This is a genomic window from Stenotrophomonas sp. 107298_Sma (genome assembly GCF_056480345.1).
The window spans coordinates 1,607,248-1,631,966 of the sequence record NZ_CM151094.1 but is presented as its reverse complement, the minus strand read 5'-3'; the positions used below and the strand labels follow the sequence as shown (position 1 = coordinate 1,631,966).

The following is a 24,719-nucleotide window of genomic DNA, read 5'->3' as shown; positions in this document are numbered from 1 at the left end:
TTGCCTATCGGGTTATAGCCCGTATTGGCGTCAGCGGCGGACGCTACCGCGATGGAAATTGACACGGAAACTGGCGCCACCACCGGCCGCCTCGCCGACGCTGACCGATCCGCCATGGTGCTGCACGATCTCCTTGACCAGATGCAGGCCCAGGCCACTACCACTGCCGGCCGCACGCAGCCGATGGAACGGCTCGAAGATCGCCTCGCGGTCACCGACCGGAATGCCGGCACCCTGGTCACTGACTTCCAGCAGGCCGCGCGCGTCCAGCCGTACGCAGATGGTTCCGCGCCCGCCACCATGGACGATGGCGTTGTGGACCAGGTTGGCGATCACCCGCCCCAGCGCCAGGCTGTCGCCGTGGATCCACACCGGCACTTCCGGCGCATCCACTTCAAAGCCATAGCCGGCGCCGACCACCAACGGCGCAAGATCCGCGGCCGCTTCGCGTACCAGCAGCGCCAGGTCCAGCCGCTGCAGTGCGCCGACATTGCGGTCGAGCCGCTGCAGGTCCAGCAGATGCTCGGCGACGTTGCCGAGGCGGGCGACATCGGTCAACAGCTGCGACTTCAACTCGCCCTGCGGCAGCTGCGACAGCCGCGCCTGCACCACTGCGATCGGCACGCGCAGTTCGTGCGCGGCATCGGCGAGGAACTTGTCACGCGCGGCATACCCCTGCTGCACCTTGTCGATTGCGTCGTTGAAGGCTTCCACCAGCGGTGCGACCTCGGTCGACACCAGCTGCGCATCCAGACGCGCACCCGGCTGGCCGATATCCAGCTCCTTGGCCTGCTGCGCGGAGCGGCGCACCCCGCGCATCGCGCGGTGGATCACCGTCGGCATCACCAGCAGCGTGACCACGATCAACGGCAGGAAGAACCACAGGCCGATCAGGCGCAGCACCATCAGCGCACCATCCAGCAGGCCGCCCTTCGGCGCGCCACCGACCATTACCGTGATGCGACGACCATCTTCCTTGCGGATCATCACCCGCGCCACGTCCAGGTACGGTGGCACCAGCGAGCCGAGTTCGGTGGCGCCCAGCGTCGGCAGACGCGCCAGCAGCGGCGCGTGGATCGCAGGGATCGTGCCGCGCTCCAGCCACGCGCCCTTGTCGTCGACGGCCGTGAACCACAGGTTGCCCCCTGCCTCCGCGTCCAGCCTGCGCCAGCGCGCTTCGTCCAGGACCAAATGGCCGCCGTCTCTGTGCACCGCCTTGGCGACTGCCTCGGCCATGAACATGTCCATGCCCCAGGTGTCCTTGTCGCCCCAGGTCAGGATCAGCGCGACCACCGCGAACAGCACGGTGAAGGCCTGCGCGAGGAACAGGCGCCAGGCCAGACCCAGCGTGATGGAACGGATCGGACGCGCCATCTCAGCCCTCCGCCAGCAGATAGCCGACACCGCGGATCACATGAATTTCCACGCCCGCCCCGGCCTGCTGCAGCGCCTTGCGCAGCTTGGATATATGCGCGTCGAGCGCATTGGACTGAATCTCATCATCGAACCCGTACACCGCCGCCTCCAGCGCGCTGCGGGTGACGGTCCGCCCCTGCCGCATCGCCAATGCCTGCAGCACCAGCACCTGGCGCCGTGGCAACGCCAGCGGCTGGCCCTCCACCTGCGCCTGCAGCGACTCGAAGTCAAATTCCAGCCGGCCCAGGTGCAGGCTCGGCGTCACCATCGCCGACGGCCGCCGCGACACCGCGCGGATGCGCGCCATCAGCTCCTCGATCGCCACCGGCTTGACCAGGTAGTCATCGGCGCCGACATCCAGTCCTTCAACCTTGTCCGACAACGTGCCCTTGGCGGTCAGCATGATCACCGCCAGGTTCGGCCGCAGCGAACGCGCGGTGGCGACGAAACCTGCGCCATCGCCATCGGGCAGCTGCCGGTCGAGCAGCATCAGCTGGTGCACCGGCTCGCGCAATGCGATCGCCGCCTCGGCCAGGCTGCCGACCACGTCGGCGACCACGCCCTGCCGCTCCAGGCCCGATTGCAGGGCACGGGACAGATCGGGATCGTCTTCGACCAGGAGGATGCGCATCAGCGGCTCGGTTACGGAAACGGTGCCGATCATAGTGCCTGCCGCCAGCTTTTTCCCCCAGGCGTGCCGATTGCACCGGCGCAATGTTCTGACAATGTTGAGCCCTCACCATGCGCAGCCATCCCCCGCAAAGTGGTTGATCGATGCCGTCGCTGCCCCCGAAACTGCTGCGCCCGTTGCTGTTCTCCGCCGCCATTGGCCTGCCACTGGCAGCGTACGCCGGCGAGCAGAACCCGGGCGTGCAGGCCGGTATAAGCGCAGGGGCGACCTCTGGGGCCTACGCCCACTATGACGTCAAGCCGCTGGTCGTACCGTCCATTGCCTGGCAGGGCCAGCGCTTCTTCGCCAGCCCCGGCTCGCTGGGCATGTACCTGTACAAGGGCCAGGGCCTGCGCCTGTCGGCTGCGGTCACCCCGTACACGCTGCGCTTCAAGACCGACGACGTGAACGATCCGCAGCTGCGCCGCCTGCACAGCCGGCAGATGTCGGCCATGGCCGGCCTCAACGGCGAATACAGCGCTGACTGGGGCATCGTCGAAGCCAGCGTGATGCGCGAGGTCACCGGCCATGGCGGCGGCATTGAATCGCGCCTGCATTACAGCTATCCGATCCAGGCCGGACGCTTCACCTGGGTGCCCCGGGTGGGTGTGGTGCATTCCAGTGCACGCCTGCTCGACTACTACTACGGCATCAGCGACGCGGAAGCAGTGCGCTCGGGGCTTGCCGCCTACAACCCGGGCAGCGCGACGTCGCCGAGCCTGCAGATCGCGGTGAGCACGCCCTTGGGCACGAAGTGGCGCGCGACCGGCGTGGTCGCCAACCAATGGTTCGGTGATGCAGTGAAGGACAGCCCGATGGCGCGACGCGGTACACAGACGTCAGCCTTCGTTTCCCTGATGCGCTCGTTCTGATCGAGCGCCCGTTACGGACAAGGACACCCCACATGGCCTCCGTCTCCCCCACCACCGAAGCGCACGCGATCCTGCGTGCGCCCGACCTGGACAGCGCCGAGCGCGCCTACCTCGTCCTCATGCCCGACCTTGAGCACGTGAACGCACTGGCACGACGGGCGCTGGGCCTGTCCCGCGTGGCCGATGCGGCACGCGGCTACGCGCTGTCGATGACCCTGGTCGGGCTGCGCCTGCAGGAACTGGAAATGGGCGAAGCGACGGCCAAGGAACATCGCCAGGCGACGCTGCGCAGCCTGCGGCAGGCCTTCAGCGCCTGATCTCCAGCTTTCAGTGCCGGCGCATGCCCCCGTGCCGCGCCGTGCGGTTTCCACTCAGCGGAAGGTGGTCCAGGCCAGTACCGCCGCCAGCAGGGCCACCCAGATCACCGCCTTGAACGTGCCTTCCAGCATGTTGCCGCCGAACAGCAGTTCGAAAAACGGATTGGGCCTGGAAACCGGGACGTGATCGCTCATGCGGCAGCTCCTTGCAGTGACGGCGCGATTGCGCGGTAGACCGGAGTCTACGCCTGCACGGCCCGGATTCATCGCTCCCCGGCCGTCTTTGGCGGTTCAATTCCGGCCTTCGTCGCAGGCCGGCTGCAGCACCCCACATGTCATGCCAGCCTGCGTGCACTTTCCCGCTGGAGCACCGTGCCATGCCGATGCTTGCCTTGATGCTGCTGCTCTCCAGCCTGTTCAGCGCTGGCAACGAGCCCACTGAAGAGGCCCTTCGCAGCCAGATCCTGCTTGCCGAAACCCAGCAGCCGGAAGCCGCACGACAGGATTGCGGCTCGCCCTCCCTGCTGCTGTACCGGCTGCGCCAGGACCGGGTCCTGCGGCTGGCCAACCAGCCCCTGCAACACGCCCCCACCGATACCCAGCCCACGCTTGGCGCGACGGTTCGCGTTGCCCAGCTCTGGGAGCGCGTGGACGGCCACTGGAAGCTGCAGCGGATGATCAGCGTCGAAGACCTGGTCGTGCAGCACTGACCATGTGCAACTGTGGCCGATGCCAAAAACGAGAAAAGCCGGCCCAGGGCCGGCTTTCATCGTAATCCACCGCTGCACCGGCAGTGCCGGGAGCCAGGTGGTGGGCGGTACAGGGTTCGAACCTGTGACCCCTACCATGTCAAGGTAGTGCTCTACCGCTGAGCTAACCGCCCATCTTGTTATTGCCGCCCGAAAGCTGGCCTTGCTACGTAAAAACCCGGCGCCAGGGCCGGGCTTTGCAGTTCACGACAACCCTCCTGCGAGGACTTCGTGGTGGGCGGTACAGGGTTCGAACCTGTGACCCCTACCATGTCAAGGTAGTGCTCTACCGCTGAGCTAACCGCCCGTATTGCTTCTGCATTTCCGCGAATGCGTCGGTGCAGGCCGCGTATATTACGGATGCCGGCGGTTGAGCGCAATACTTTTGTGAAGATGATGCTGCACTGCCGCGTTCAGCCGAGGCTGGCCTCCTTCAGCTGCCGGATCTGGTCGCGCACGCGCGCGGCGTCCTCGAATTCCAGGTCCTTGGCGTGCTGGTACATCTTCTGCTCCAGCGCCTTGAGCCGGGCCGCCAGCTGGGCCGGGCTGAGCGAACGATAATCGGCCGCTTCCTCGGCCACGCCGGCCTTGCCCTTGCCTTTACCCTTCTTCGCCTCTTTCTCGGCTGCATCCGAACGTGCACCTTCCAGCACGTCGACGATCGGGCGCGCCACCGAGCGCGGCACGATGCCGTGCTCCTCGTTGTACTCGACCTGCTTGGCACGACGGCGGTCGGTCTCGTCGATCGCCGCCTGCATCGAGCGGGTGATCTTGTCGGCGTACAGGATCGCCTTGCCGCGAACGTTGCGCGCGGCGCGGCCGATGGTCTGGATCAGCGAGCCGGTGGAGCGCAGGAAGCCCTCCTTGTCTGCGTCCAGGATCGCCACCAGTGACACCTCGGGCATGTCCAGGCCTTCGCGCAGCAGGTTGATGCCCACCAGCACGTCAAACTTGCCCAGGCGCAGATCGCGGATGATTTCCACACGCTCGACGGTATCCACGTCCGAGTGCAGGTAGCGCACGCGGATGCCATGTTCGGTGAGATATTCGGTGAGGTTCTCGGCCATGCGCTTGGTCAAGGTGGTGACCAGCACGCGGTCGCCAGCCTTGATGCGCTCGTTGGCTTCGCTCATCAGATCATCGACCTGGGTGCCGACCGGGCGGATCTCCACCACCGGGTCGATCAGGCCGGTCGGCCGCACCACCAGCTCAGTGATTTCTTCGCCGGCCTCCCGATACTCGTACGGTCCCGGCGTCGCCGACACATAGATGCTACGCGGGCAGCGCTCTTCCCATTCCTCGAAGCGCAGTGGACGGTTGTCCAGCGCCGACGGCAGGCGGAAACCGAACTCCACCAACGTCTCCTTGCGCGAACGATCGCCCTTGAACATGGCGCCGATCTGCGGGATGGTCACGTGCGATTCGTCGATCACCAGCAGCGCATCGGGCGGCAGGTAATCGAACAGGGTCGGTGGCGGTTCGCCGGCATTCTTGCCGGTGAGGTGCCGGGAGTAGTTCTCGATGCCGTTGCAGAAGCCGACCTCGGCCATCATCTCGATGTCGAACTGGGTGCGCTGGGCCAGGCGTTGCGCTTCGACCAGCTTGTTCTGCGCATACAGCTGCTCAAGCCGCTCCTTCAGCTCGACCTTGATGGTTTCCACTGCTGCCAGCACGCGTTCGCGCGTGGTTGCATAGTGGGTCTTCGGGTAGACCGTGAAGCGCATCAGGTTGCGCATCGTCTCACCGGTCAGCGGATCGAACAGGGTGATCTTCTCGACCTCGCCATCGAACAGTTCGATGCGCAGCGCCTCGCTGTCCGACTCGGCCGGGAACACGTCGATCACCTCGCCGCGTACGCGGAACGTACCGCGCTGCAGCTCGTACTCGTTGCGCGTGTACTGCAGCTGGGTCAGGTGATTGATCAGGTCGCGCTGGTCGATGCGCTCGCCCTTGGACAGGATCAGGCGCAGCGACAGGTAGTCTTCCGGCGCGCCCAGGCCATAGATGGCCGACACCGTCGCCACTACGATCGCATCCGGGCGCGACAGCAGGGTCTTGGTCGCGGCCAGCCGCATCTGCTCGATGTGCTCGTTGATCGAACTGTCCTTCTCGATGAAGGTATCCGACGACGGCACGTAGGCTTCGGGCTGGTAGTAATCGTAATAGCTGACGAAATACTCCACCGCGTTGTGCGGGAAGAACGCCTTGAACTCGCCATACAGCTGCGCCGCCAGCGTCTTGTTCGGCGCCATGATCAGCGTCGGCTTCTGCACGTTCTGGATGACATTGGCGATGGTGTAGGTCTTGCCCGAGCCGGTGACGCCCAGCAGGGTCTGCTTGGCGATGCCTGCCTCGAAATTGCTGGTCAGCTTGGCGATGGCATCGGGCTGGTCGCCTGCCGGCGAATACGGCGAGACGAGTTCAAAACGGTCGCTCATGGTGTTGCCAGTTCCCGGGAAAGGTAAGTATACGAGGCAAGCAGTGACGGCCGGCTGAGGGGTTTCCGGGCAGGCGGGCGCGGCGGTGCCTGATGGCGGCGCCGGCGCCGGCCGGGGAGTCTGGACACATGCGCCGCCCCCTCTTCCCCCGCCCTCCCCTGCCGCGAGGCATGCATCTGGTCGAACTGCTGGTGGTCGTGGCCATACTCGCCGTGCTGCTGGCAGCAGGCTGGCCCGCCCTGCATCCGATGTTGTTGCGGCATCGCGCGGATGCCCTGCAACTGACCCTGCACGCCAGCCTTTCCAGTGCCCGCAGCGAAGCCCTGATGCGGCGGGAACTGATCGGGCTGTGCGCCAGCGATGACGGTGAGCACTGCACCCTCGACTGGAGCGCTGGATGGATCATCTATCGCAGCGGCGGAAAGCGGGGCACACCGGAATCCAGGGAGGACATCCTGGCCCATCATCAAGGCCGCTCAGATGTCTCGATCGTTGCACAGACCAGCAGTGGACGGCCGTTGCTCTTCTTCCAGCCTGACGGACGCAGCCCCGGCGCCAATCTGACCCTGCGCATCTGCGCGGGAAGTCGGCTGCATGGCAGGCTGGTGGTCAACAACGGCGGCCGCACCCGAAGCGAACGCGTCGACCGCGCGCTGCCCTGCTGACAGGCCTGAAAAAGCAGAAGCCGCGATTTCTCGCGGCTTCTGCAGTATCTGGCGCCCGAAGTTGGACTCGAACCAACGACCCCCTGATTAACAGTCAAGTGCTCTAACCGGCTGAGCTATTCGGGCGGGGAGGCGCATTGTACTGGCCGTTTACGGGAAGATCAACACCTGATTTACCAGCAGTCGGAAACGGTACCGCTGGCGGTTTTGCGGTTGGCCTGGTCCACGCCCAGTGTCCCGCAGCTGTCCTTGGTCTGGTTGCCCTGGGGCGTAGCAGTCAGTGTGAACGAGGACGCCTTTCCATCGAACGTGATTGCGTAGCGTGTGGTTCCCCCTTCCCGCGGTGACACCTTGCTGGGCAGAGCGAAGCCGGAATACGTGTTGTTCACCGAGTAATAGCGCTCGGCGCGCTGCGCGTACTCCACCAGATCCGCTTTGGCCACGCCACGGTGGGACTGTCGGATGTACTGCTGGTACGAGGGAACGACGATGGCCGCCAGGATGCCGATCACTATCACCACGATCATCAGTTCGATGAGGGAGAAACCGCGCTGCTGGTGAGGGCGTCGCACTGTACTGGAAACACTGTTCAGGTTCATTGGGGTCGTCTTGGTTGATCGTTACTGGATCTGACGCCAGGACTGGCGGCCGCAGGGGTAAGGCACGTACATCGTCGGAGCACCTGCCACATTGATCGCCATCCAGCAGGCACGTCCACCGCCCTTGTCCAGGCGCGGCATCACAGAAGCGTTTACGTCCTTCACCGGCGCGGTGCCGCCGGTATCCAGGCTGACCGCTGCCGTGCCGGATCCGTACGCCTTTCCGTCAGTGGATCCCACACGCGCAAGTTCCAGCGATGCACCACCCGAGACCGGGTCGAGGCCGAACAACCAGTTGCTGCCCTCGGTCGAACAACCACGACCACCCGAGGTAGGCATGTAGGTGGGCATGAACACCGTGCCCGACGCCACGGCAGGATTGCCGACGAAGCGTTCGCCGGAACCCGGCAGCGCGATGCTCCACCCACGCGCGGTCCCGCTGAACGGCTTGGCGGCGATTGATCGCTGCTTTCCATTGGTGGTCACCGAATAGGCCACCAGATCGGAGGGAACGATCGTCGCGTCGGGCTGCCCCTTGCTGGTGTCGTTGACACCGTACAGGGACTGCGCGGTGACGTCCTGCGGATCATTGTCGAACGAGAAACTGCCGGTCCCCAGAACCAGCATCACACCGCCGCCGGATCCGGTCACTGCGGTCATCCCGCCGGTGATCGGCTGGCGGTATACCTGGTTGTTGTTGTTGGTCTGGCGCGCGGTGGTGAATACCGGCGTGGTGACCGACGTCGCCGCATCTTCCAGGTCGAATTTCCAGAGCGCACCACGTTGGTCGGCCGCGTAGACCGTGTCGGCCAGGCCGTCACGGCCGCGCACACGTCCCGTTCCACCACTGCTGTCGGCACGCCAACGGTCAACCGCCACGATGTTGCCCAGGCCATTGTCACCCGCCGGTGCGGTTGCCGCAGCCTCATTGGCACTGATCATCCGTACCGCACCAGAGCCGAGGTCAACCACGAACAGCACCGCCTTCCGGTTGAGGCTGTTGTAACCGTTGCCGAAAATCGCCTTCCACGCCACCCCGGTCCCGTTCTTCACCGGCACGATGACCGGCTTGCCAAGGACGTGGCCGATATTGGCCTTGACGGTGGAGTCGAGGCCTGGCGCCACGTCGCTGATTTCCCACAGGCGGTTGCCGGTGCTGAAGCTGGACGGCGTGGTCACATCCAACGCGAACACCGAGCGCCCACCGGCGCCCGCCGTACCCACCAGCGCCGTGGCCCAGTTGCCATCGATCTGCGCGTCTGCCACTGCAATCGGTCCATCCACGTAATAGCGATGGCGGAAGCGCTGGTCGGACTTGTTGGCCGCCACGTAGGGATACAGCAGGTTGGCCATGTGCCCCAGCGCCGTGCCGGGGATGTAGGCAAAGGTCTCGCTGCCGCCGGCACTGTCACTCACGCCACTGCCGTTCATGCCGCCATCGAAGGCGTGCAGCATGCCGTCGTTGGCGCCGACGTAGACCATGTAGCGGCCGTTGCTGCGCTTGCGGGCCAGATACGTGGCATACGACGTGGCCATGTCGTCGCCGATGCGCTGATAACCATAGTCATCACGCGGCGAGCTGATCACCGGGCTGGAGTTCACGATGTCTCCCAGCACGGTGGTGCGCGTCCGGTAGAAACCGCCCGCATTACGTACTTCCCGTGATGCATCGCCTCCCAGGTAGGCAATGGCCGTGCCGATATCCCCGCCCAGCTTCTCGGCCTCGGTGGGGGTACAGCGTACGATGCCTGGATACTGCTTCTCGTCCTTGCTGCAGAGATCGGTGAAGGAGATGTTGGTGCTGTTGAATACGACAGCCGCATTGCCCTTGGCCGCGACGATGTTGCGCGAACGCTGCGCGCCCAGCTTCTCGGCCGCATCCCACACCTGCGTGTACTCGGTCTGGCGGGTCGTGTTGTTCACCGTGAGCTTGGAGGCCTTCAGGCGGCTGAACCAATCGGTTTCCTCGTTGGCCACTTCGAACTGGGGCGTGACCGCCAGCGAGCCGGTGCCGATGCGCGCACCGGTCAGGCCCTGGCTGCCCGAAGGTGCCGGCCCGGACGTAACCGACGACAGCACCCGGCGCATGGCCGTGGTGATGTCTGCCGGCGTGCGCGCGTTGATGTACTCGCCGCGGGTATTGGTCGCCGCGTGCCAGATGTCATCCACGGTGCTGGGGTTGTCGTTCTGGCGATCCGGCCAGTTGCTGTAGACCGTCGAATCGGTATAGGGATTCTGCTGCCTGTCCGGATCGAACAGATTGCCGCGTGCTCCCAGGGTGATGCCGTAGAAGTTGATATGCAGGTCTTTCTTGCAGTCCAGCGACTTGTCAGTGCTGGTCGCACACTGCTCCGGTACCGGCACCTGCCCCAGCGGCATCCTGTCGTCGGTGCGCAGTGGATTGACGTAGTAGTACGTCGCGATGTCGGCCATCGTATGTGAGTAGCCATCCGAGAACGGGGCCCCGAGACCACCGTCGATATTGCCCGGCGTGGGAATCGAGCTCGCCGGGAATCCATTGCCGTTGTTGCTGTAGCCATCGGTGAAGAGCATCACCGCGTTCTTCTGGCAGGACAGCTTGATCGGTGCAGCATCGTCGGTGCGCATGAACTGCAGACCGGCCGCGTTGACCGCGTTGCGGTTTGGCGTACCACCACTGGCCGTCAGCGAAATCATGTCACTGTACAGCTGCGTCTTCTGCGGCATCTGGCTCATGTCCTGGACCGCCAGACGCTTCGCTGGATCCGTTGAGCTGTTGTACTTCTGGAAATCGTTGATCTTGAAGTAGCCGACATACATGTCATTGACATTCAATGCATGCGTCATGCCCGCGATCATCGCGCGGTTACGATTGCCGTAGTAGGTGAACCAGTTGGCGAAGTTCTGCATCGCCGCCGCATCACTGGTCGTGAGCACGTACTTCCACATGTGGCAGCCCTTGCCACAGGCATCCAGAACCTTGGTCCGGTTGTTGCCTGCGTTGGCGTAGGCATCGGGCGCCCCCGCCAACTGCGGATAAGGATCGCCATTGCTCTTGAAGGGCATATAGAACGTCGCAGGCGTGTACTCCAACGACGCATTGCCGGCCGACGTCCAAGAAGCTCCGAATTTATTGGCCTGCACGGCACTGAAGCGTCCGGAATCGCTTACGGTGCTGTACCTCTGCCCCGGCGGCGCATACATGCCGTCCTGCATACGCTGCACGTCCCAGGACAGAGCACCCAGGTAGGTGCCCGTCAAATTCACGACATAGTCGCTCTCACCCGCCCTGCGAGGATCAATGAGCGCGGCACTGGCGGTGGACGGCGGGTAGGATTCAACGGCCTCATTGACGATCCGGAGCCACGGTTGATACTGGATCGAAGGATCGTAATAGGCCGGATTGTAGGCAGCCGACCGGGCGAACCCGAACACGTCCAACGCAGGAATTCCGAGATAACTGGTGTTGATCCGTGGCCCCGGCAACAGGTAGAAATAGTTGCACTGGCCATCGTTGTATGCCCTGCCCCACGCATCGTAGGCAACGATGTCTTCTGGCTTGTTCAGGACACCGGCCGATCTGAAGAAGCTCTTGCGCGCATTGCTCCAGCACGCCGTGCCATCCTGCCCCGGGAACTGGGTCTGGAAGGTCATCGAGCCCGAGTCGTCCACCGCCATGATGAACGACGGCGGCGCGGATACCTTCAGGTTCATCGGACGCTGCGACAACGTGCCCTGCGCCTGTGCGGCAAACAGATTCATCGCAAGCCAGGCACCGCCGGCCACCGCCAGCAGCAGCCCGGAACCGGCCAGGATCTTGATCTTTCGGGTCGCCATGACCGGATTCCTCAAAGCTTGAAAACAGTGTCGACAGCCGCCGAGGAGGTACCCTCGTTGCTGGTGGCGGCATCGCGGTCGGAGCCGAACGCGGTGATCTGGTAAACGCGTGTGGGCTCTTCGCTTTCCGGCGTGCCCATGCCGAGCGGCGTCTCGCCCAGGATGCAGGAATCGATACGGCGCACGCTGACCACCGGTGCCGCCGAAAGTTTCTGCTGGCCCACCCAACGGGTGGGGTCGAAGCCGTCATCGCAGATGCGTTTGATGGCGTCGGCCTTCAACGAGCCGCCATCGCCGGTATTGTTGTCGATCTGTTCTATCGACCGCTCGGCGTCGCGGACGGCGCGCTCAGTCGCCTGGAACGCGACGTTGGCCGCCCGGTAATTGGACGACATGCGCTCCTGCATGCTGGCCACCTGCATGCCGACCACGCCGATCAGCGACAGCAGGATCAACAGCATCAGGGCCACATACAGCACCGCGCCACGCTGCTGCGCGCGCCCCTGGAAACGACGGGAGACGGAGGGCTTCATGGGTCAGTTTCCGAACAGTCGGTTGCGCAGCGCCACGGACACCTCATACGAGGCGCGATAGCGATCGTCGTAGCTCGTGGGCGGATTGAAACCAACGCCCAGCACGCCCAGCTGGGCCACCGCGGTGTTGGCCTGCTCGGCGGCGGCCCGCTGCGGGCTGCGTACCAGCAGACCGAACTGCACCAGGCCAACCCGGCGCCACGCGGCGACGGCGGCGTCATCGGTGCCGGTGCTGACGCCGCTGGCAGTCTTCTGGAAGGTGATCGCACCGGTCGGCGGCGTGGTGCTGCTGATCGCAGTCTCGGTGTCCTGGCCGTACAGGAACTGCAGGTTCTCGATGCCTTCCACCAGCTCTTCGCCGTTGGCAAAGGTGTTGTTGCCGGTACCGCGCGCACGATACAGCGCAGGTTCGCCGGCCGTGTTCGTGGCCACGTAGTACGCCATCGATTCCACACGGTAGACCATGGTCACTGCGTTGTTGGCCGAGTAGGCCGAGAGATCGGCGTTGCTGGCCGTGATCGTGCTGCCGGCGATTTTCCCGGCGAACACGTTCACCCTGCTGCAATCAGCTACGGCAAACGCCGAAGGCGTCGTGACAGCACCAGCCGACAAGCGTGCGGCCGCATCCGCGGCAATGGTGATGTCCGGCGAAGCGCCGGAGCCAATGGCAAGCACCGGCGAGCCTTCCGGCGCCAGATAGCGCATCACGATGATGTCACTGCCAGCACGGGGTGCGGGCTTGAGGTTGGTGACCGCCGACGGTGTGCTGCCGGCCGCTCCCCAGGTTGCGCCGAGGGTCAGCTTGTTGCCCGGCGCCGTACCATCCGCCTCGTATCCCTGGATCGGCACGGAGAAGTCCATCGGACTGCCGTCTCCCTGCTTCACGCCGGCGATGTTGACCTTGATGCTGTTCTGCCCGCGCACGATGTGTGCCTGATCATTCACGCAGCCCATGTGCCCGGCCATGCGGATGTCGCGCTCGAGGAACTCAAGTGCGAATCGAGCATTCTCCTGGGTGCGCGCGACGCCTTCGGACAGCTGCGAGGCCGCGCGTGAGGCCATGAATATCTGGGTCACGCCAAGCATCAGCACCAGGCCGATGACCAGCGAGATCAGCAGTTCAACCAGCGAAAGGCCGGCCGCATGGGTGGCAGCGAAGGGGGCGCGCTTCATAGGCGGGTAACCAGAGTGAACGTGGTGATGCTGTCGGGATTGGCGGCATTCCAGCGCTCGTCCCCCCAGCCGATGCCGACGGTGACCAGACCGTCGTTGACGCTCACGTTGGCACTGGCCTTGCCCCCCAGCACCTTGACGACCTGGCACTGCCAGCGCGCCACGTTCGCCTTGGATGCTGTCTGGTCGGTACTGTTGGGCCAGGTGCATGGGCCGGCCGGCGCAGTGACCGAGCCTGCAGTGAAGGAAGCCTTGGTGTACTCGCCACCCTTGAGGGTTTCACTGCGCTGCACGCGCATCAGTTCGATAAGGTCGTAGGCCAGGCTGGTGGCCTGGGTACGCTGGCTGGCGCTCTGCACGAAGCGGACGTTCATGGTCTGCAGCAGCGCGAAGCCCAGCAGGCCGAACGCCAGCACCAGCAGCGCGATCAGCACCTCGATCAAGCTGAAGCCACGACTGCGGGCATGCCCCCCCAGGCCGGAAAGACGACGCTTCATTTGCAGGTTCCTGCAGTGGAGCGGACCTGCCCGGAGAACAGCACGGTCAAGGTCCGCATGGGGTCACCCGCCTTGCAGCCTTGCGGCACCAGGCTCACGGTCTGGTCGGCGGAAGCGCGGCGGCGCCCCTGGGAATCGAAGGCGATGACGGCCTGGCTGGGAACCTCGACGGCCAGGCTGCTGTTGCCCTTGGAAAAACGCAGCACGCTTTCGCTTCCGCTGAGCGAACCATCGCCATCGGCGTCGCCCCAGGCCAGCATGCCCTTGCTCCAGTCACCGTCGCAGGACGTGCCGTTGCTGCTGCCGCAGACCGCGCCTCCGTGCCGGTTGCGGATGGCCTCGCTGCGAGCGAGCGACAGCAGGCCGATCACCTCGTTGTTGGTGGTGGTCAAACGGTTGGAACGCATCGCGGTGCGGAAGCTGGGATAGGAGATGCTGGCCAGAATGACCAGGATGACCAGCGTGATCATCAACTCAACCAGCGTGAAGCCGTTTGGCCGGCGCAAAGACATTGGACGCTCCCCAGCGTGTTGATGGCCACGATGGGCCATCGCCCTGCCACCGGCAAGCGGCGGCAGGACGAACGGTCAATCCGGGGCGACGGGCGTCAAAGCCTTGACGACCCCTGCCCTGTCGGCCGCCCGTGGCGGGGGTCGGAGCCCGATGGGACCCGACCCCGGGCCGATCAGGCCAGCACCTGGTAGCAGGGCTGGTACTCGCCGGAGATCTTCATCCGGCGCTGCTCGACGAAGGCACGCAGCAGCCCATCCAGCGCCTGCATCATGTCCGTATCGCCGTGGATCTGGAACGGCCCGAACTGCTCGATGCGGCGCATGCCATCTTCCTTCACGTTGCCGGCGACGATGCCCGAGAACGCCCGGCGCAGGTCGGCCGCCAGTGCGTGCGGGGCACGCCCGTGGTGCAGATCCAGCGCAGCCATCGCCTCGTGGGTCGGCACGAACGGCTGCTGGTATTCCCACGGAATCTCGATCGACCAGTTGAAGAAGAACGAGTCCTTCTGCGCCAGGCGGTGCTCACGCACGCGCTTGATGCCGTTGGCCATCTTCTTGGCCACCGCCACCGGGTCGCCGATGACGATCTCGTAGCGCTCGGCGGCCGCATCGCCCAGGGTCAGGCGGATGAAGCGGTCGATCTGCTCGAAGTACGGCGCGGCCACGGTCGGGCCGGTCAGGATCAGCGGGAACGGCAGGTCCTTGTTTTCCTCGCGCAGCAGGATGCCGAGCAGGTACAGGATTTCCTCGGCGGTGCCGACGCCACCGGCGAACACGATGATGCCGTGGCCAATGCGGACGAAGGCCTCCAGGCGCTTCTCGATGTCCGGCATGATCACCAGGTGGTTGACGATCGGGTTCGGCGACTCGGCCGCGATGATGCCCGGCTCGGTCAGGCCGATGTAACGCGTCACGGTGCGGCGCTGCTTGGCATGGGCGATGGTGGCGCCCTTCATCGGGCCCTTCATCGCGCCCGGACCGCAGCCGGTGCAGATGTCCAGACCGCGCAGGCCCAGCTCGTAGCCCACCTGCTTGGTGTACAGGTATTCGTCGCGTGAGATCGAGTGGCCGCCCCAGCACACGACCAGATTCGGGTCGCCCGGGTTGAGGATGCGCGCGTTGCGCAGCAGGCCGAACACCGCATTGGTGATGCCCTCGGACGACTCCAGCTCGGCCGCGTAGGCCGGGCCCATCTCGATGGCCATGTAGGCCAGGTCACGCACCACTGCGAACAGCAGTTCGGCGACGCCGCGGATGATCTCCCCATCGACAAAGGCCATCGCCGGTGCATTGACCAGGTCGATGCGCACGCCGCGATCCTGCTGCGCCACCTGGATGTCGAAATCGGGATACAGATCGCGCGCCGCGCGCGGATCGTCAGAGGCGCTGCCGCTGGTCAGCACGGCCAGCGCGCAGCGGCGCAGCAGCTCGTGCATACCGCCGGCAGACGCATCGCGCAGGCGGGCCACTTCGGCCCGCGACAGCACATCCAGCCCACCGCGCGGGTAGATCCGCGCGTCCTGCACCGGCAGTGCACGGGCTGATTTTTCGTTCGTGGTCATGTCCAATTTTTCGCTTCCTTCAAGGTTTCCGACTGTACTGCCGCCCCCTTAAAAAGCAAAACGGCCGGGAAGCCCGACCGTTGGATGTGTGCTTCCCGCGTTCGCCTTTCCGGGACCGCATCGGCGGCGTTGGCACCGCGCACATTTCTGAATGCTACGCCGATGCCAGGCGACCTGCAAGAACTTTCGCCTGAACGGAAAACGGCCGGGTTTCCCCGGCCGTTTCCACTTACTGCTTCAGGCTCTGACGGATCAGAACTTGTACTTCAGGGTCAACTGCATCGACCAGCGCGACACGGCGGTGTTGCCCTTGTCGTTGTTGTTTTCCTGGACCGAGGAATCTTCCGCACCGGTGAACGAGTACACGTACTTGCCGGTAGCCGGATCGATACCCGCGTAGTTGGCAACGCGGCGGGTCGAGTAGAAGCCGTAGTCGTCGATCAGACCCCACTTCTTGTTGAGCAGGTTGCCGACATTCATGATGTCCAGCGCGATCTCGCCCTTGTGGCTCTTCACGAAGCCCGGGAACTCCTGGCTGATGCGGACATCGAAGGAGTTGATCCACTTGGCGCGATGCTGGTTGGCCGGAACCACGCTGCCACGGTAGGCATCCAGCTCCGGGTTCTGCGCCAGCCATTCGAAGAACTTCTTCTCCATGTCGGCACCGCCAGAGAACAGCACGTCGCCCGGGCCCTTCGGCACGTAGAACAGATCGTTGGTGGTCGCACCGTCGCCGTTCGCATCGTTGTAGTAGATGTAGCTATACGGACGGCCCGAACGGCCTTCATAGAACAGGCCGACGCGGGTGGCGTTGTCACCGAAGAAGTTGTGCTTCCACTCCAACGTACCGGTGATACGGTCCTTGATCGCATAGCGCGAGTTGTACGCAACGTTGTCGTTGGCGTTCAGGCTGAGGGTGTTGTTCCAGTTCGAGGTGTTCTGCGAGCTGGACAGCGGGCTCACTTCCTTCGACTGGGTATAGGTGTAACCCAGCGACCAGCCCCAGTTCTCGGTCAGCGGCTTGGCCAGCGAGAAGGTGGCCTGGGTACCGCGACCCTTGTCGGTGTTGCGCAGCACCAGCACATCACCAATATCATTCGGGCGGTTGGCACGATCGATAGCACCATTGGTGCCGGTGGTCATGCCCAGGTCCCCACGGGTGTTGGCCGGGTTACGACCCTGCGGATTCCAGTAGATCGCACGGCCATCCGGGCCGTAGGCAGTCGGTGCGGATACGTCCAGACGATCGAAGTAGATACCGTCCTTGACCTTGGTCACCAGCACTTCAGCCGACGCCACGATGCCGTACCACGGCAGTTCGTGGTCGAACGCCAGGTTGGCCTTCCACACCGACGGCAGGCGGGTGCCAGGAGCGATGATGTCCACGTTCTGGCGGGCAGACGCCGGGCCACCAGCCGGAACGTACGGGTTGTTGCCGTCCGGACTGAAGGTGCCGACCGGAGGATTGCGCTGGTCATACTCGACGTAGTTCAGGCCCGTGTTCTGGTACGCACCTGCCAGCCACACGTTCGGGGCGGCGCCACCAAACAGGCCCACGCCGCCGCGCAGCTGCGTCGGACGCTCGCTGTCGAAGGTGTAATTGAAACCAACACGCGGCTGCACCAGGTTCTTGTCGACCAGCTTGGTGTTGTTGAAGCCGTACAGCTGCTCGATGCGCGGGTTGTACAGGCGCTGGGTGCTGAAGTCGGGCATGTCGATGCGCACGCCGAACATCAGGCTCAGGTTGTAGTTGATCGCCCAGGTATCCTGCACGAACACGCCGGTATTCTTCAGAGTGAAGTCAGCCGGAATGTCGCTGCGGCTGCCATCGGCGCGCGGCGCACGCAGCTGGTAGCGCGCAGCCTTGCCTGCCAGGAAGTCGCTGACGCTGTTGAACTCGTATGCGCCATTGAGGTTGCGGCCATAGAAGTTCATCAGCTCGTTCTTCGAATAGTCGAAACCGAACTTGACGGTGTGGTCACCAACGTACCAGGTGCCGGCACCGAAGGCGCTCAATTCCTTCGACTCAACGATGTTGACGTGGGTGTTCTGCTCCGTACCCACGTACAGCGAATCGTTGCCCGAACGGATGCGGATCTGCGGCATGTCGACCAGCGGAACGCGATTGGCCGAATAATCCTTGTGCGAGACCTTGAACTCGGTCGAGAAATTCTCGGACCAGTCGCTGAACAGTTCACCCATCCAGGTTTCGTATTCGGTCGGCTGCTGGTACCAGAAGTTGCTCAGCGAAATCGCACTGTTGTTCACCTGCGGGAAGCGAACGACGTTCTGCTCCATCTTGTTGTAGCGCAGGGCCGCGCGGTGGTTCTCGTTGATGTTCCAGTCCAGCTTGACCGCATACTCTTCGATCTCGGTCTTGCTGCTCGGCGCGGACAGCGAGCCCGGGTCATAGCCCAGCTTGCCCAGGTAATTCTGGACGTCAGTGATGTCCTTCTGGGTGATGGTGCCCTTGCCGATCGGCGTATCGCTCAGGCTGATGCCGGCGGCCGAACGCTCGTACTTTTCATAGTTGGTGAAGAAGAACAGCTTGTCCTTGACGATCGGGCCGCCGAAGGTCATGCCGTAGGTCTTCTCGTCCTCGAAGCCGTTGAAGTCCTGCTTGTCACCTTCCAGACGCGAACGGACCATGTCCTTGTCGCGGTACGAACCGTACACGGTGCCGTGGAATTCGTTGGTACCCGACTTGGTCACGGCGTTGATCACCGCACCGGTACCACCGGCGATGGTGGTGTCGTAGTTGGCCAGGTCGATGTTGATTTCCTGGATGGCGTCCATCGACACCGGCTGACGCTCGGTCGGCAGGTTGTTGGAGCCCAGGCCGAACGGATCGGAGGCGCTGATGCCGTCGATGCGGATGGCGTTGTAACGGGTGTTCTGGCCACCGGCCGAGATCGCGCCGTCAGCCTTGCTGACCTGCGAGATGCGCGGGTCCAGGCGGATGTAGTCCTGGATGTTGCGGTTGGCCGACGGCAGCGCGTCCATCGTTTCGCGGGTCACGTTGGTGCCGCTGCCCATCTTGGTGGCGCTGAACAGGTCCAGTCCGCCGGCGGTGGCGACGACGTTCACGGCGTCCAGGTTGGTGGCGGCCAAGTCGCCGCCGAGGCTGGCGTTGACCGTGTTGACCTGATTCAGGTTCAGGAAGACACCTTCTTCGGTCTTGGTGCCTTCACCAGACTTGGTGATGGTGATGGTGTACGGGCCACCCACGCGCAGGCCGCGCGCGTTGTAACGACCCGACGCATCGGTGGTAGCACGCGAAACAGTGCCCGACTCGGTGTGGGTGATGGTGACCTCAGCGCCGGCGACAGGCTGGCCTGCAGCGGACATGACCTGGCCGCCGACACCGGCGGAGGTGCTCTGGGCGAAGGCAGGAGCGGCAGCAAGTGCAGCCACGAGACCAAGGGTAAGCTTGGACATCCGGAGTGGGTGAGTCATTTTTCGGTAGCCTCGATGCGAGTTGGCGATGGCGGAAAAAAAGCGCATCCAAGCAGCCTTGCGGGCGGCTGTTCGGACATTTATCTGGGGTTCCCTACCGTGAACGGCAGCTGCCGAAACGGTTAACACTAGATTAACACGCTACGCCTTGGATGTGACGGTTGTGCGACAAACGGCACCGGATCGCAACGCAATCGTGACGGGTTCTTCACTCCGCCTTTCCCCGGGACTTACTCGACCGGGCTCATTCCACTGGCGTCAAGGACCTGCCCGCGCCACGCGCTCCCCGCGCTGGACAGGAGGGTCACGGCCGCCGCCGCGGCCGCTTCAGGGCCCTGGGCGGCCGGGTCCTGGTCAACGGAATAGGCCCGGGCACGCAGCGCGGTGCGCAGCGGGCCGGGATACAGGCCGCTGACCCGCACCGGGCTGCGGCCGAGTTCGTCGTGCAGGCTGGCGATCAGGCCGCGCAGGCCATGCTGGGCCACGCCGTAGCCGCCCCAGTAGGCCTGCCCGACCCGTTCCGGCGCATCGACGGCGAACACCATCGCTGCATCTTCACGCTGCCGCAGCAGCGGCAGGCAGGCTTGGGCCAGCCAGGCCGGGGCAGTCAGGGTGACATGGACGGCACGGGCGAAGCTGGCCGGATCGGCCAGCTCGAACGGGGTCAGGCCCGGGAAGTGGGCGGCGCAGACCAGCAGGCCGTCCAGGCGGCCCAACTCGCGCTGCAGGGCCTGAGCCAGCTCGGCATAGTCATCGGGGCCGGCTCCCTCAAGGTCCAGCGGGTAGAGCAGAGGCTCCGGACCGACGGCCTGGACCTGCGCATAGACGCGATCCAGCCGGCGCGGCTTGCGCCCCATCAGGACGACAGTGGCCCCGGCGGCGGCCGCTGCGACCGCTGCGGCACTGCCCAGCCCGCCACCGGCACCGGCAACCAGCACCACGCGGTCCTGCAACGGGCGGCCATCGAGCGCCCCGTCAGTCGGTGACGTCGATGGCCAGGCACTCATCCCTGGGTCGCCTCTTCGACGATGCGCTTCAGCTCGCCGGCTTCGAACAGTTCCATGACGATGTCGCAGCCGCCGATCAACTCGCCGTTGATGAACAGTTGCGGGAAGGTCGGCAGATTGGAGAAGCGCGGCAGATTGGCGCGGATCTCCGGCTCTTCCAGCACGTTGACGGTGCGCAGGGTGACGGCGCCGGCAGCCATCAACGCCTGTACGGCGCGGCTGGAGAAGCCACACATCGGGTATTGCGGGGTGCCCTTCATGAACAAGACGAGCGGGTAACGATCGACCTCGGCCTGGATTTGCTGCATTACCGCCACAACCACACTCCTTGCTTCGCCGGACAAACCGACCGCGATGGTCGGCTAGACTGCCCAAGGTAGCCGCCATTGTAAGCCGATGGAACCGGCTGCCGCCGCCCCCTGCCACGAACCTGTCCATGCCCGTCGAATTGCCTGCCCTGCCCTACCTCTCTGGCTCCCTGCTGCCGCACCTGTCCGCGCAGACCGTGGAACTGCACCACGGCCGCCACCATCGCGCCTATGTCGATGCGGTCAATGCCGGCATTCTCGGCACCGAGTGGGAGGAGGCGTCACTGGAAGAGATCGTCCGCCACACCCAGGGCAGACTGTTCGACGCTGCGGCCCAGGCGTGGAACCACGGCTTCTACTGGCAATGCCTGCGCCCACGCGGCGGTGGCGAGCCACAGGGCCGGCTGGGCGAGCTGGTCAAGCGCCAGTTTGGCGACACGCAGCGCCTGCGCGAGGAGTTCAACCGTACCGCGCTGGGGCTGTTCGGCTCCGGCTGGGTGTGGCTGGTGCAGCATCCCGGCGGCCAGCTGGGCATCCAGGCCACCCGCAATGCCGGCACGCCGCTGACCGGCGAGAGTACGCCGCTGCTGTGCTGCGATGTGTGGGAACACGCCTACTACACCGACTACCAGAATGATCGCGCGCGTTATCTGGACGCGTTCTGGCAGATGGTCAACTGGGAGTTCGCCGAAAGCCAGCTGCGCTGAGGACATCCGCCGGGCCATGCCCGGCGACAGGTGGACCTCATGCGCTCTCGTGCGCGGCCACGGCATCCATCACCCGCGCCGAGTAGACCAGCGCTGCACCGGCATTGAGCGACACCGCCACGCCCAGCGCTTCGGCGATTTCCTCGCGGCTGGCGCCGTGCTTCAGCGCAGCATCCACGTGCACGGTGATGCAGCCATCACAGCGGGTGGTGACCGCCACCGCCAGCGCGATCAGCTCGCGGGTCTTGGCATCGAGATGGTGGGTCTGCGCGCCGGCATTGGCCAGCGTCGCGTAGCCCTTGACCGTATCCGGTGAAAGCTTGCCGATCTCGCCGATGCGGCCCTTCAGTTCCTTGCGGTAGGCATTCCAGTCGAGCATGGGGATGAGTCCTGTGAAAGGAGCTCCACGCTACCACCGGGAATGTTGCGCCGATGCCTGCACCGGCGCGCCACAGCGTTGCATTGCCGGCCAGCGGCCGGCACTACCCTCCTCAGCGATTGCGCAGCGCGCGTACCGCTGGTGCCACCTGGGCCTGGCGGTCCAGCTCCAGGCCGACCTGCTCCAGCGCATCGGCCAGCGCATCGGCATCATCGTCGCGCAAGGTGGCGTGGCCAACCTTGCGGCCATCGCGCGCTTCCTTCCCGTAGTCGTGCCAGTGGCCGCTGGCCTGGGCCAGCACCGGCAACGGGTCGGGCATCGCGCCCAGCCAGTTCAGCATGCAGGCATGGCCGAGCATGCGGGTGCTGCCCAGCGGCAGGCCGAGCACCGCACGCAGGTGGTTCTCGAACTGCGAAGTTTCACTGCCTTCGATGGTCCAGTGGCCGGAGTTGTGCACGCGCGGTGCCATCTCGTTGGCCAGCAGTTCGCCATCGCGGCAGAACAGCTCCAGCGCGAACACACCGACATACTGCAGGTGCTCCGCGATGCGGCGCGCATAGCCGATCGCGGCCTCATGCTCGGCGGCCGACAGCACGGCCGGGGCCACGCTGGCCGACAGCACCCCGTCGACGTGCCAGTTACCGGTGACCGGCCAGGCCTGGAAGCTGCCATCGCGGCCACGCACGGCAACCACACTGACCTCGCGCTGGAAGGCCACGAAGCCCTCCAGGATCAGGCCAGTGCGTTCGACCTGGGCGCCCAGCGCATCCCATGCCGCGTCGATGTCGGCTTCGCTGCGCAGGCGGAACTGGCCCTTGCCGTCATAGCCGAGGCGGCGCGTCTTGAGAATGCACGGCAGGCCGAACTCGGCGGCCTTCGCGGCCAGCTCGTCACGGCTGCGGATATCGGCAAAGGCCGGCAGCGGGATGCCCAGCTGCTGGAACAGGATCTTCTCGCTCAGCCGGTCCTGGGCCACGGCCAGTGCGGCCGGCGGCGGGTAGACCGGCACGCGATCAGCCAGGAACTGCGCGCTGTCGGCAGGCACGTTCTCGAAATCGAAGGTGACCACATCGACCCTGGCGGCGAAGTCCGCCAGAGCCTGGCGGTCGTCAAACGCGCCGACGGTGAGCGGCGCCAGCGGGCCACTGCAGGCGTCGGCCGCCGGGTCATACAGTTCGAAGCGCAGTCCCAGCGGCGCACCAGCCAGAACCATCATGCGGGCGAGCTGGCCGCCGCCCAGGATGCCGACGGTCAAGCTCATTGGCGCGGATCGTCGTGGGCCATCACGTCTTCGGTCTGGCGTGCGCGGAACGCGTCAAGCGCCTGGCCGATCGCCGGCTGGTCGCTGGCCAGCATCGCGGCGGCGAACAGGGCGGCGTTCGAGGCACCTGCATTGCCGATGGCGAAGGTGGCGACCGGGATGCCGGCCGGCATCTGCACGATCGACAGCAGCGAATCCATGCCGTTGAGGGCCTTGGACTGCACGGGCACGCCCAGCACCGGCACCGCGGTCTTGGCCGCGATCATGCCCGGCAGGTGCGCGGCCCCGCCGGCACCGGCGATGATCGCGCGCAGACCACGCGGGCCCGCCTGCTCGGCGTAACTGAACAACACATCCGGCGTCCGATGGGCGGACACCACCTTCACTTCGAACGGAACACCCAGGGCTTCAAGCTTCTGGGCGGCGTGCTGCATGGTTTCCCAGTCGGAGCGGGAACCCATGACGATGCCGACAAGCGGCGCGATCGGGTTGGGGGTCATTGGCCGTCACCTGCCTTAAAGACGTATTCTAGCCATCTTCCACGCAAGACGAAGAACCATGGATCGCAAGCTGCTCGACCTGCTGGTGTCGCCGGACACCCGCCAGCCCCTGTCCCTGCTGGATGGCAAGGGCCTGGAAGCCCTCAACAAGGCCATTTCCACCGGCGCGGTGAACAAGGCCGATGGCAACCCGCTGGCGCAGCCGCTGCGCGAGGCGCTGGTCACCCGCGACCGCAAGCAGGTGTTCCGCGTCGACGATGGCATCCCGGTACTGCTGGCCGAGGAAGCCATCCCCACCGCGCAGATCGCCGACTTCCCGGCCGCATGAGCACGCTGCCGACGCCGGATGCGGCCGTGGTCGCCGCCGATGTCGCGCGTGCGCTGGCCGAGGACCTCGGCAGCGGCGACGTCACCGCCGCCCTGTTGCCTGACCAGGCCGACAGCGCCTATCTGCTGTGCAAGCAGGATGCGGTGATCGCCGGCCGCCCCTGGTTCGACGCCACCCATCGTGCACTCGACCCCGACGTGCGCATTGAATGGCGCGTTGCCGACGGCGATGCAGTCACTGCCGGCACTGTACTGGCCCTGCTGCATGGCCGCAGCCGCAGCCTGGTCAGCGCCGAGCGCACCTCGCTGAATTTCCTGCAGACGCTGTCCGCCACCGCCACCACCACCGCCCGCTACGTGGCGGCCGTGGAAGGCACCGGCACGCGCATCCTCGACACCCGCAAGACGCTGCCCGGCCTGCGCCTGGCGCAGAAGTACGCAGTGCGCTGCGGCGGTGGCGAGAATCACCGCTTCGGCCTGTACGACACGGTGATGCTGAAGGAAAACCACATCCGTGCCGCCGGTTCGCTGGCTGCCGCCGTGGCGGCTGCACGCCGGCAATGGCCGCAGCTGCCGCTGGTGGTCGAGGTCGAGGATCTGGAGCAGTTGCGGCAGGCACTGGAAGCCGGCTGCGAACGCATCCTGCTGGATGACTTCAGTCCCGATCTGCGCCGCGAGGCGGTGCGCATTACGGCGGGACGCATTCCGCTTGAGGTCTCCGGCAGCGTCGGCCTGGGTGGCCTGCGTTCGATCGCCGAAGACGGCGTGGACTGCATCTCGATCGGTGGACTGACCAAGCACGTGCTAGCGATTGATCTGTCGCTGAAGCTGGGCCCGCCGCCGGGCTGAGGCCGGGGCTGGGGTCAGATCCCTTTTCCTCGGGAAAAGGGATCTGACCCCGATCTCACACCCGGCGTTCACGACGGCACTGCGACGCTGCGGCCATCCCCCACAG

General features: G+C 65.1%; 24 protein-coding genes and 3 tRNA genes. 7 read left to right on the top strand and 20 right to left on the bottom strand.

Going from position 1 to position 24,719, the window contains the following annotated elements:
• Nucleotides 1-30: 30 nt before the first annotated feature.
• Nucleotides 31-1,374 carry a sensor histidine kinase gene (locus tag ACZK2G_RS07625; RefSeq protein ID WP_478475109.1) on the bottom strand — a complete coding sequence of 448 codons (1,344 nt, stop codon included), beginning with the start codon at nt 1,372-1,374 and terminating at the stop codon, nt 31-33.
• A 1-nt stretch (nt 1,375) separates the two neighbouring features.
• Nucleotides 1,376-2,047, bottom strand: coding sequence for a response regulator transcription factor (locus tag ACZK2G_RS07620; protein WP_046984515.1), 672 nt, complete (start codon nt 2,045-2,047; stop codon nt 1,376-1,378).
• Nucleotides 2,048-2,190: 143 nt separating this feature from the next.
• Here ACZK2G_RS07620 and ACZK2G_RS07615 point away from each other — a divergent pair, with 143 nt between their 5' ends.
• Both ACZK2G_RS07615 and ACZK2G_RS07610 read left to right on the top strand, forming a co-directional pair.
• Nucleotides 2,191-2,958: a MipA/OmpV family protein gene (locus ACZK2G_RS07615; protein ID WP_046984511.1), complete on the top strand. Its 768-nt coding sequence runs from the start codon at nt 2,191-2,193 to the stop codon at nt 2,956-2,958.
• A 32-nt stretch (nt 2,959-2,990) separates the two neighbouring features.
• On the top strand, nt 2,991-3,275 hold the full coding sequence (locus tag ACZK2G_RS07610; protein ID WP_004152241.1) for a hypothetical protein: 285 nt from the start codon (nt 2,991-2,993) through the stop codon (nt 3,273-3,275).
• A 54-nt stretch (nt 3,276-3,329) separates the two neighbouring features.
• Here the strand turns inward: ACZK2G_RS07610 and ACZK2G_RS07605 are convergent, their stop codons facing one another.
• Nucleotides 3,330-3,470, bottom strand: a complete 141-nt coding sequence (locus tag ACZK2G_RS07605; protein ID WP_162838403.1) for a hypothetical protein — start codon at nt 3,468-3,470, stop codon at nt 3,330-3,332.
• A 182-nt stretch (nt 3,471-3,652) separates the two neighbouring features.
• On the opposite strand from ACZK2G_RS07605, the gene ACZK2G_RS07600 reads away from it, so the two are divergent.
• Entirely contained in the window at nt 3,653-3,985 is a 333-nt protein-coding gene (locus tag ACZK2G_RS07600) for a hypothetical protein (protein ID WP_478475105.1), read from the top strand.
• A gap of 98 nt (nt 3,986-4,083) precedes the next feature.
• Here the strand turns inward: ACZK2G_RS07600 and ACZK2G_RS07595 are convergent.
• The 3 genes from ACZK2G_RS07595 to uvrB form a co-directional block, all read right to left on the bottom strand.
• Nucleotides 4,084-4,158: transfer RNA gene (locus ACZK2G_RS07595), tRNA-Val, on the bottom strand.
• 98 nt (nt 4,159-4,256) lie between these two features.
• Nucleotides 4,257-4,331 (bottom strand) — tRNA-Val (locus ACZK2G_RS07590).
• A gap of 106 nt (nt 4,332-4,437) precedes the next feature.
• The gene (gene uvrB, locus ACZK2G_RS07585) at nt 4,438-6,462 is read right to left on the bottom strand and encodes an excinuclease ABC subunit UvrB (protein WP_046984513.1); all 2,025 of its coding nucleotides are present in this window, start codon (nt 6,460-6,462) and stop codon (nt 4,438-4,440) included.
• 170 nt (nt 6,463-6,632) lie between these two features.
• On the opposite strand from uvrB, the gene ACZK2G_RS07580 reads away from it, so the two are divergent.
• Nucleotides 6,633-7,127 (top strand): GspH/FimT family pseudopilin, encoded by a 495-nt coding sequence (locus ACZK2G_RS07580; protein WP_136638797.1) that lies wholly within the window; start codon nt 6,633-6,635, stop codon nt 7,125-7,127.
• Between the two features lie 49 nt (nt 7,128-7,176).
• Here ACZK2G_RS07580 and ACZK2G_RS07575 read toward each other — a convergent pair.
• The 11 genes from ACZK2G_RS07575 to grxD form a co-directional block, all read right to left on the bottom strand.
• Nucleotides 7,177-7,253: transfer RNA gene (locus ACZK2G_RS07575), tRNA-Asn, on the bottom strand.
• A gap of 47 nt (nt 7,254-7,300) precedes the next feature.
• Entirely contained in the window at nt 7,301-7,726 is a 426-nt protein-coding gene (locus ACZK2G_RS07570) for a type IV pilin protein (protein WP_426353869.1), read from the bottom strand.
• 21 nt (nt 7,727-7,747) lie between these two features.
• Nucleotides 7,748-11,542 (bottom strand): pilus assembly protein, encoded by a 3,795-nt coding sequence (locus tag ACZK2G_RS07565; RefSeq protein ID WP_478475102.1) that lies wholly within the window; start codon nt 11,540-11,542, stop codon nt 7,748-7,750.
• An 11-nt stretch (nt 11,543-11,553) separates the two neighbouring features.
• Nucleotides 11,554-12,075 (bottom strand): pilus assembly PilX family protein, encoded by a 522-nt coding sequence (locus ACZK2G_RS07560; protein WP_046983312.1) that lies wholly within the window; start codon nt 12,073-12,075, stop codon nt 11,554-11,556.
• Nucleotides 12,076-12,078: 3 nt separating this feature from the next.
• Nucleotides 12,079-13,248: a PilW family protein gene (locus ACZK2G_RS07555; RefSeq protein ID WP_426353873.1), complete on the bottom strand. Its 1,170-nt coding sequence runs from the start codon at nt 13,246-13,248 to the stop codon at nt 12,079-12,081.
• Nucleotides 13,245-13,745, bottom strand: coding sequence for a type IV pilus modification protein PilV (pilV, locus tag ACZK2G_RS07550; RefSeq protein WP_478475100.1), 501 nt, complete (start codon nt 13,743-13,745; stop codon nt 13,245-13,247). The genes ACZK2G_RS07555 and pilV overlap by 4 nt, the downstream gene beginning before the upstream one ends.
• Nucleotides 13,742-14,257 (bottom strand): GspH/FimT family pseudopilin, encoded by a 516-nt coding sequence (locus ACZK2G_RS07545; RefSeq protein WP_426353875.1) that lies wholly within the window; start codon nt 14,255-14,257, stop codon nt 13,742-13,744. Before ACZK2G_RS07545 ends, pilV begins: the two co-directional genes overlap by 4 nt.
• A 173-nt stretch (nt 14,258-14,430) precedes the next feature.
• A complete protein-coding gene (ppnN, locus tag ACZK2G_RS07540; protein ID WP_004152180.1) occupies nt 14,431-15,819 on the bottom strand; it encodes a nucleotide 5'-monophosphate nucleosidase PpnN in 1,389 nt (462 codons plus the stop codon).
• Between the two features lie 252 nt (nt 15,820-16,071).
• The gene (locus tag ACZK2G_RS07535; protein WP_478475098.1) at nt 16,072-19,275 is read right to left on the bottom strand and encodes a TonB-dependent receptor; all 3,204 of its coding nucleotides are present in this window, start codon (nt 19,273-19,275) and stop codon (nt 16,072-16,074) included.
• Between the two features lie 230 nt (nt 19,276-19,505).
• Nucleotides 19,506-20,282, bottom strand: coding sequence for an SDR family NAD(P)-dependent oxidoreductase (locus ACZK2G_RS07530; RefSeq protein ID WP_046983317.1), 777 nt, complete (start codon nt 20,280-20,282; stop codon nt 19,506-19,508).
• Nucleotides 20,279-20,599 carry a Grx4 family monothiol glutaredoxin gene (gene grxD, locus ACZK2G_RS07525; RefSeq protein ID WP_004152129.1) on the bottom strand — a complete coding sequence of 107 codons (321 nt, stop codon included), beginning with the start codon at nt 20,597-20,599 and terminating at the stop codon, nt 20,279-20,281. The genes ACZK2G_RS07530 and grxD overlap by 4 nt, the downstream gene beginning before the upstream one ends.
• A gap of 119 nt (nt 20,600-20,718) precedes the next feature.
• Here grxD and ACZK2G_RS07520 point away from each other — a divergent pair, with 119 nt between their 5' ends.
• Entirely contained in the window at nt 20,719-21,297 is a 579-nt protein-coding gene (locus tag ACZK2G_RS07520) for a superoxide dismutase (protein ID WP_046983318.1), read from the top strand.
• Nucleotides 21,298-21,334: 37 nt separating this feature from the next.
• Here ACZK2G_RS07520 and ACZK2G_RS07515 read toward each other — a convergent pair whose 3' ends face one another.
• The 3 genes from ACZK2G_RS07515 to purE form a co-directional block, all read right to left on the bottom strand.
• Nucleotides 21,335-21,676, bottom strand: coding sequence for a carboxymuconolactone decarboxylase family protein (locus ACZK2G_RS07515; protein WP_046983319.1), 342 nt, complete (start codon nt 21,674-21,676; stop codon nt 21,335-21,337).
• 112 nt (nt 21,677-21,788) lie between these two features.
• The gene (locus ACZK2G_RS07510; RefSeq protein ID WP_478475095.1) at nt 21,789-22,937 is read right to left on the bottom strand and encodes a 5-(carboxyamino)imidazole ribonucleotide synthase; all 1,149 of its coding nucleotides are present in this window, start codon (nt 22,935-22,937) and stop codon (nt 21,789-21,791) included.
• Nucleotides 22,934-23,437: a 5-(carboxyamino)imidazole ribonucleotide mutase gene (purE, locus tag ACZK2G_RS07505; protein WP_005412808.1), complete on the bottom strand. Its 504-nt coding sequence runs from the start codon at nt 23,435-23,437 to the stop codon at nt 22,934-22,936. Before purE ends, ACZK2G_RS07510 begins: the two co-directional genes overlap by 4 nt.
• A gap of 58 nt (nt 23,438-23,495) precedes the next feature.
• On the opposite strand from purE, the gene ACZK2G_RS07500 reads away from it, so the two are divergent.
• Nucleotides 23,496-23,765, top strand: a complete 270-nt coding sequence (locus tag ACZK2G_RS07500; protein WP_032128883.1) for a Trm112 family protein — start codon at nt 23,496-23,498, stop codon at nt 23,763-23,765.
• Nucleotides 23,762-24,613 carry a carboxylating nicotinate-nucleotide diphosphorylase gene (gene nadC / locus ACZK2G_RS07495; protein WP_478475093.1) on the top strand — a complete coding sequence of 284 codons (852 nt, stop codon included), beginning with the start codon at nt 23,762-23,764 and terminating at the stop codon, nt 24,611-24,613. Before ACZK2G_RS07500 ends, nadC begins: the two co-directional genes overlap by 4 nt.
• The last annotated feature ends 106 nt before the right edge of the window (nt 24,614-24,719 follow it).

Excerpts from the sequence above, each read along its gene's own strand:
- ACZK2G_RS07625 (WP_478475109.1), bottom strand. The coding sequence starts at position 1,374 with ATGGCGCGTCCGATCCGTTCCATCACGCTGGGTCTGGCCTGGCGCCTG.
- ACZK2G_RS07620 (WP_046984515.1), bottom strand. The coding sequence starts at position 2,047 with ATGCGCATCCTCCTGGTCGAAGACGATCCCGATCTGTCCCGTGCCCTG.
- ACZK2G_RS07615 (WP_046984511.1), top strand. The coding sequence starts at position 2,191 with ATGCCGTCGCTGCCCCCGAAACTGCTGCGCCCGTTGCTGTTCTCCGCC.
- ACZK2G_RS07610 (WP_004152241.1), top strand. The coding sequence starts at position 2,991 with ATGGCCTCCGTCTCCCCCACCACCGAAGCGCACGCGATCCTGCGTGCG.
- ACZK2G_RS07605 (WP_162838403.1), bottom strand. The coding sequence starts at position 3,470 with ATGAGCGATCACGTCCCGGTTTCCAGGCCCAATCCGTTTTTCGAACTG.
- ACZK2G_RS07600 (WP_478475105.1), top strand. The coding sequence starts at position 3,653 with ATGCCGATGCTTGCCTTGATGCTGCTGCTCTCCAGCCTGTTCAGCGCT.
- uvrB (WP_046984513.1), bottom strand. The coding sequence starts at position 6,462 with ATGAGCGACCGTTTTGAACTCGTCTCGCCGTATTCGCCGGCAGGCGAC.
- ACZK2G_RS07580 (WP_136638797.1), top strand. The coding sequence starts at position 6,633 with ATGCATCTGGTCGAACTGCTGGTGGTCGTGGCCATACTCGCCGTGCTG.
- ACZK2G_RS07570 (WP_426353869.1), bottom strand. The coding sequence starts at position 7,726 with ATGAACCTGAACAGTGTTTCCAGTACAGTGCGACGCCCTCACCAGCAG.
- ACZK2G_RS07565 (WP_478475102.1), bottom strand. The coding sequence starts at position 11,542 with ATGGCGACCCGAAAGATCAAGATCCTGGCCGGTTCCGGGCTGCTGCTG.
- ACZK2G_RS07560 (WP_046983312.1), bottom strand. The coding sequence starts at position 12,075 with ATGAAGCCCTCCGTCTCCCGTCGTTTCCAGGGGCGCGCGCAGCAGCGT.
- ACZK2G_RS07555 (WP_426353873.1), bottom strand. The coding sequence starts at position 13,248 with ATGAAGCGCGCCCCCTTCGCTGCCACCCATGCGGCCGGCCTTTCGCTG.
- pilV (WP_478475100.1), bottom strand. The coding sequence starts at position 13,745 with ATGAAGCGTCGTCTTTCCGGCCTGGGGGGGCATGCCCGCAGTCGTGGC.
- ACZK2G_RS07545 (WP_426353875.1), bottom strand. The coding sequence starts at position 14,257 with ATGTCTTTGCGCCGGCCAAACGGCTTCACGCTGGTTGAGTTGATGATC.
- ppnN (WP_004152180.1), bottom strand. The coding sequence starts at position 15,819 with ATGACCACGAACGAAAAATCAGCCCGTGCACTGCCGGTGCAGGACGCG.
- ACZK2G_RS07535 (WP_478475098.1), bottom strand. The coding sequence starts at position 19,275 with ATGACTCACCCACTCCGGATGTCCAAGCTTACCCTTGGTCTCGTGGCT.
- ACZK2G_RS07530 (WP_046983317.1), bottom strand. The coding sequence starts at position 20,282 with ATGAGTGCCTGGCCATCGACGTCACCGACTGACGGGGCGCTCGATGGC.
- ACZK2G_RS07520 (WP_046983318.1), top strand. The coding sequence starts at position 20,719 with ATGCCCGTCGAATTGCCTGCCCTGCCCTACCTCTCTGGCTCCCTGCTG.
- ACZK2G_RS07515 (WP_046983319.1), bottom strand. The coding sequence starts at position 21,676 with ATGCTCGACTGGAATGCCTACCGCAAGGAACTGAAGGGCCGCATCGGC.
- ACZK2G_RS07510 (WP_478475095.1), bottom strand. The coding sequence starts at position 22,937 with ATGAGCTTGACCGTCGGCATCCTGGGCGGCGGCCAGCTCGCCCGCATG.
- purE (WP_005412808.1), bottom strand. The coding sequence starts at position 23,437 with ATGACCCCCAACCCGATCGCGCCGCTTGTCGGCATCGTCATGGGTTCC.
- ACZK2G_RS07500 (WP_032128883.1), top strand. The coding sequence starts at position 23,496 with ATGGATCGCAAGCTGCTCGACCTGCTGGTGTCGCCGGACACCCGCCAG.
- nadC (WP_478475093.1), top strand. The coding sequence starts at position 23,762 with ATGAGCACGCTGCCGACGCCGGATGCGGCCGTGGTCGCCGCCGATGTC.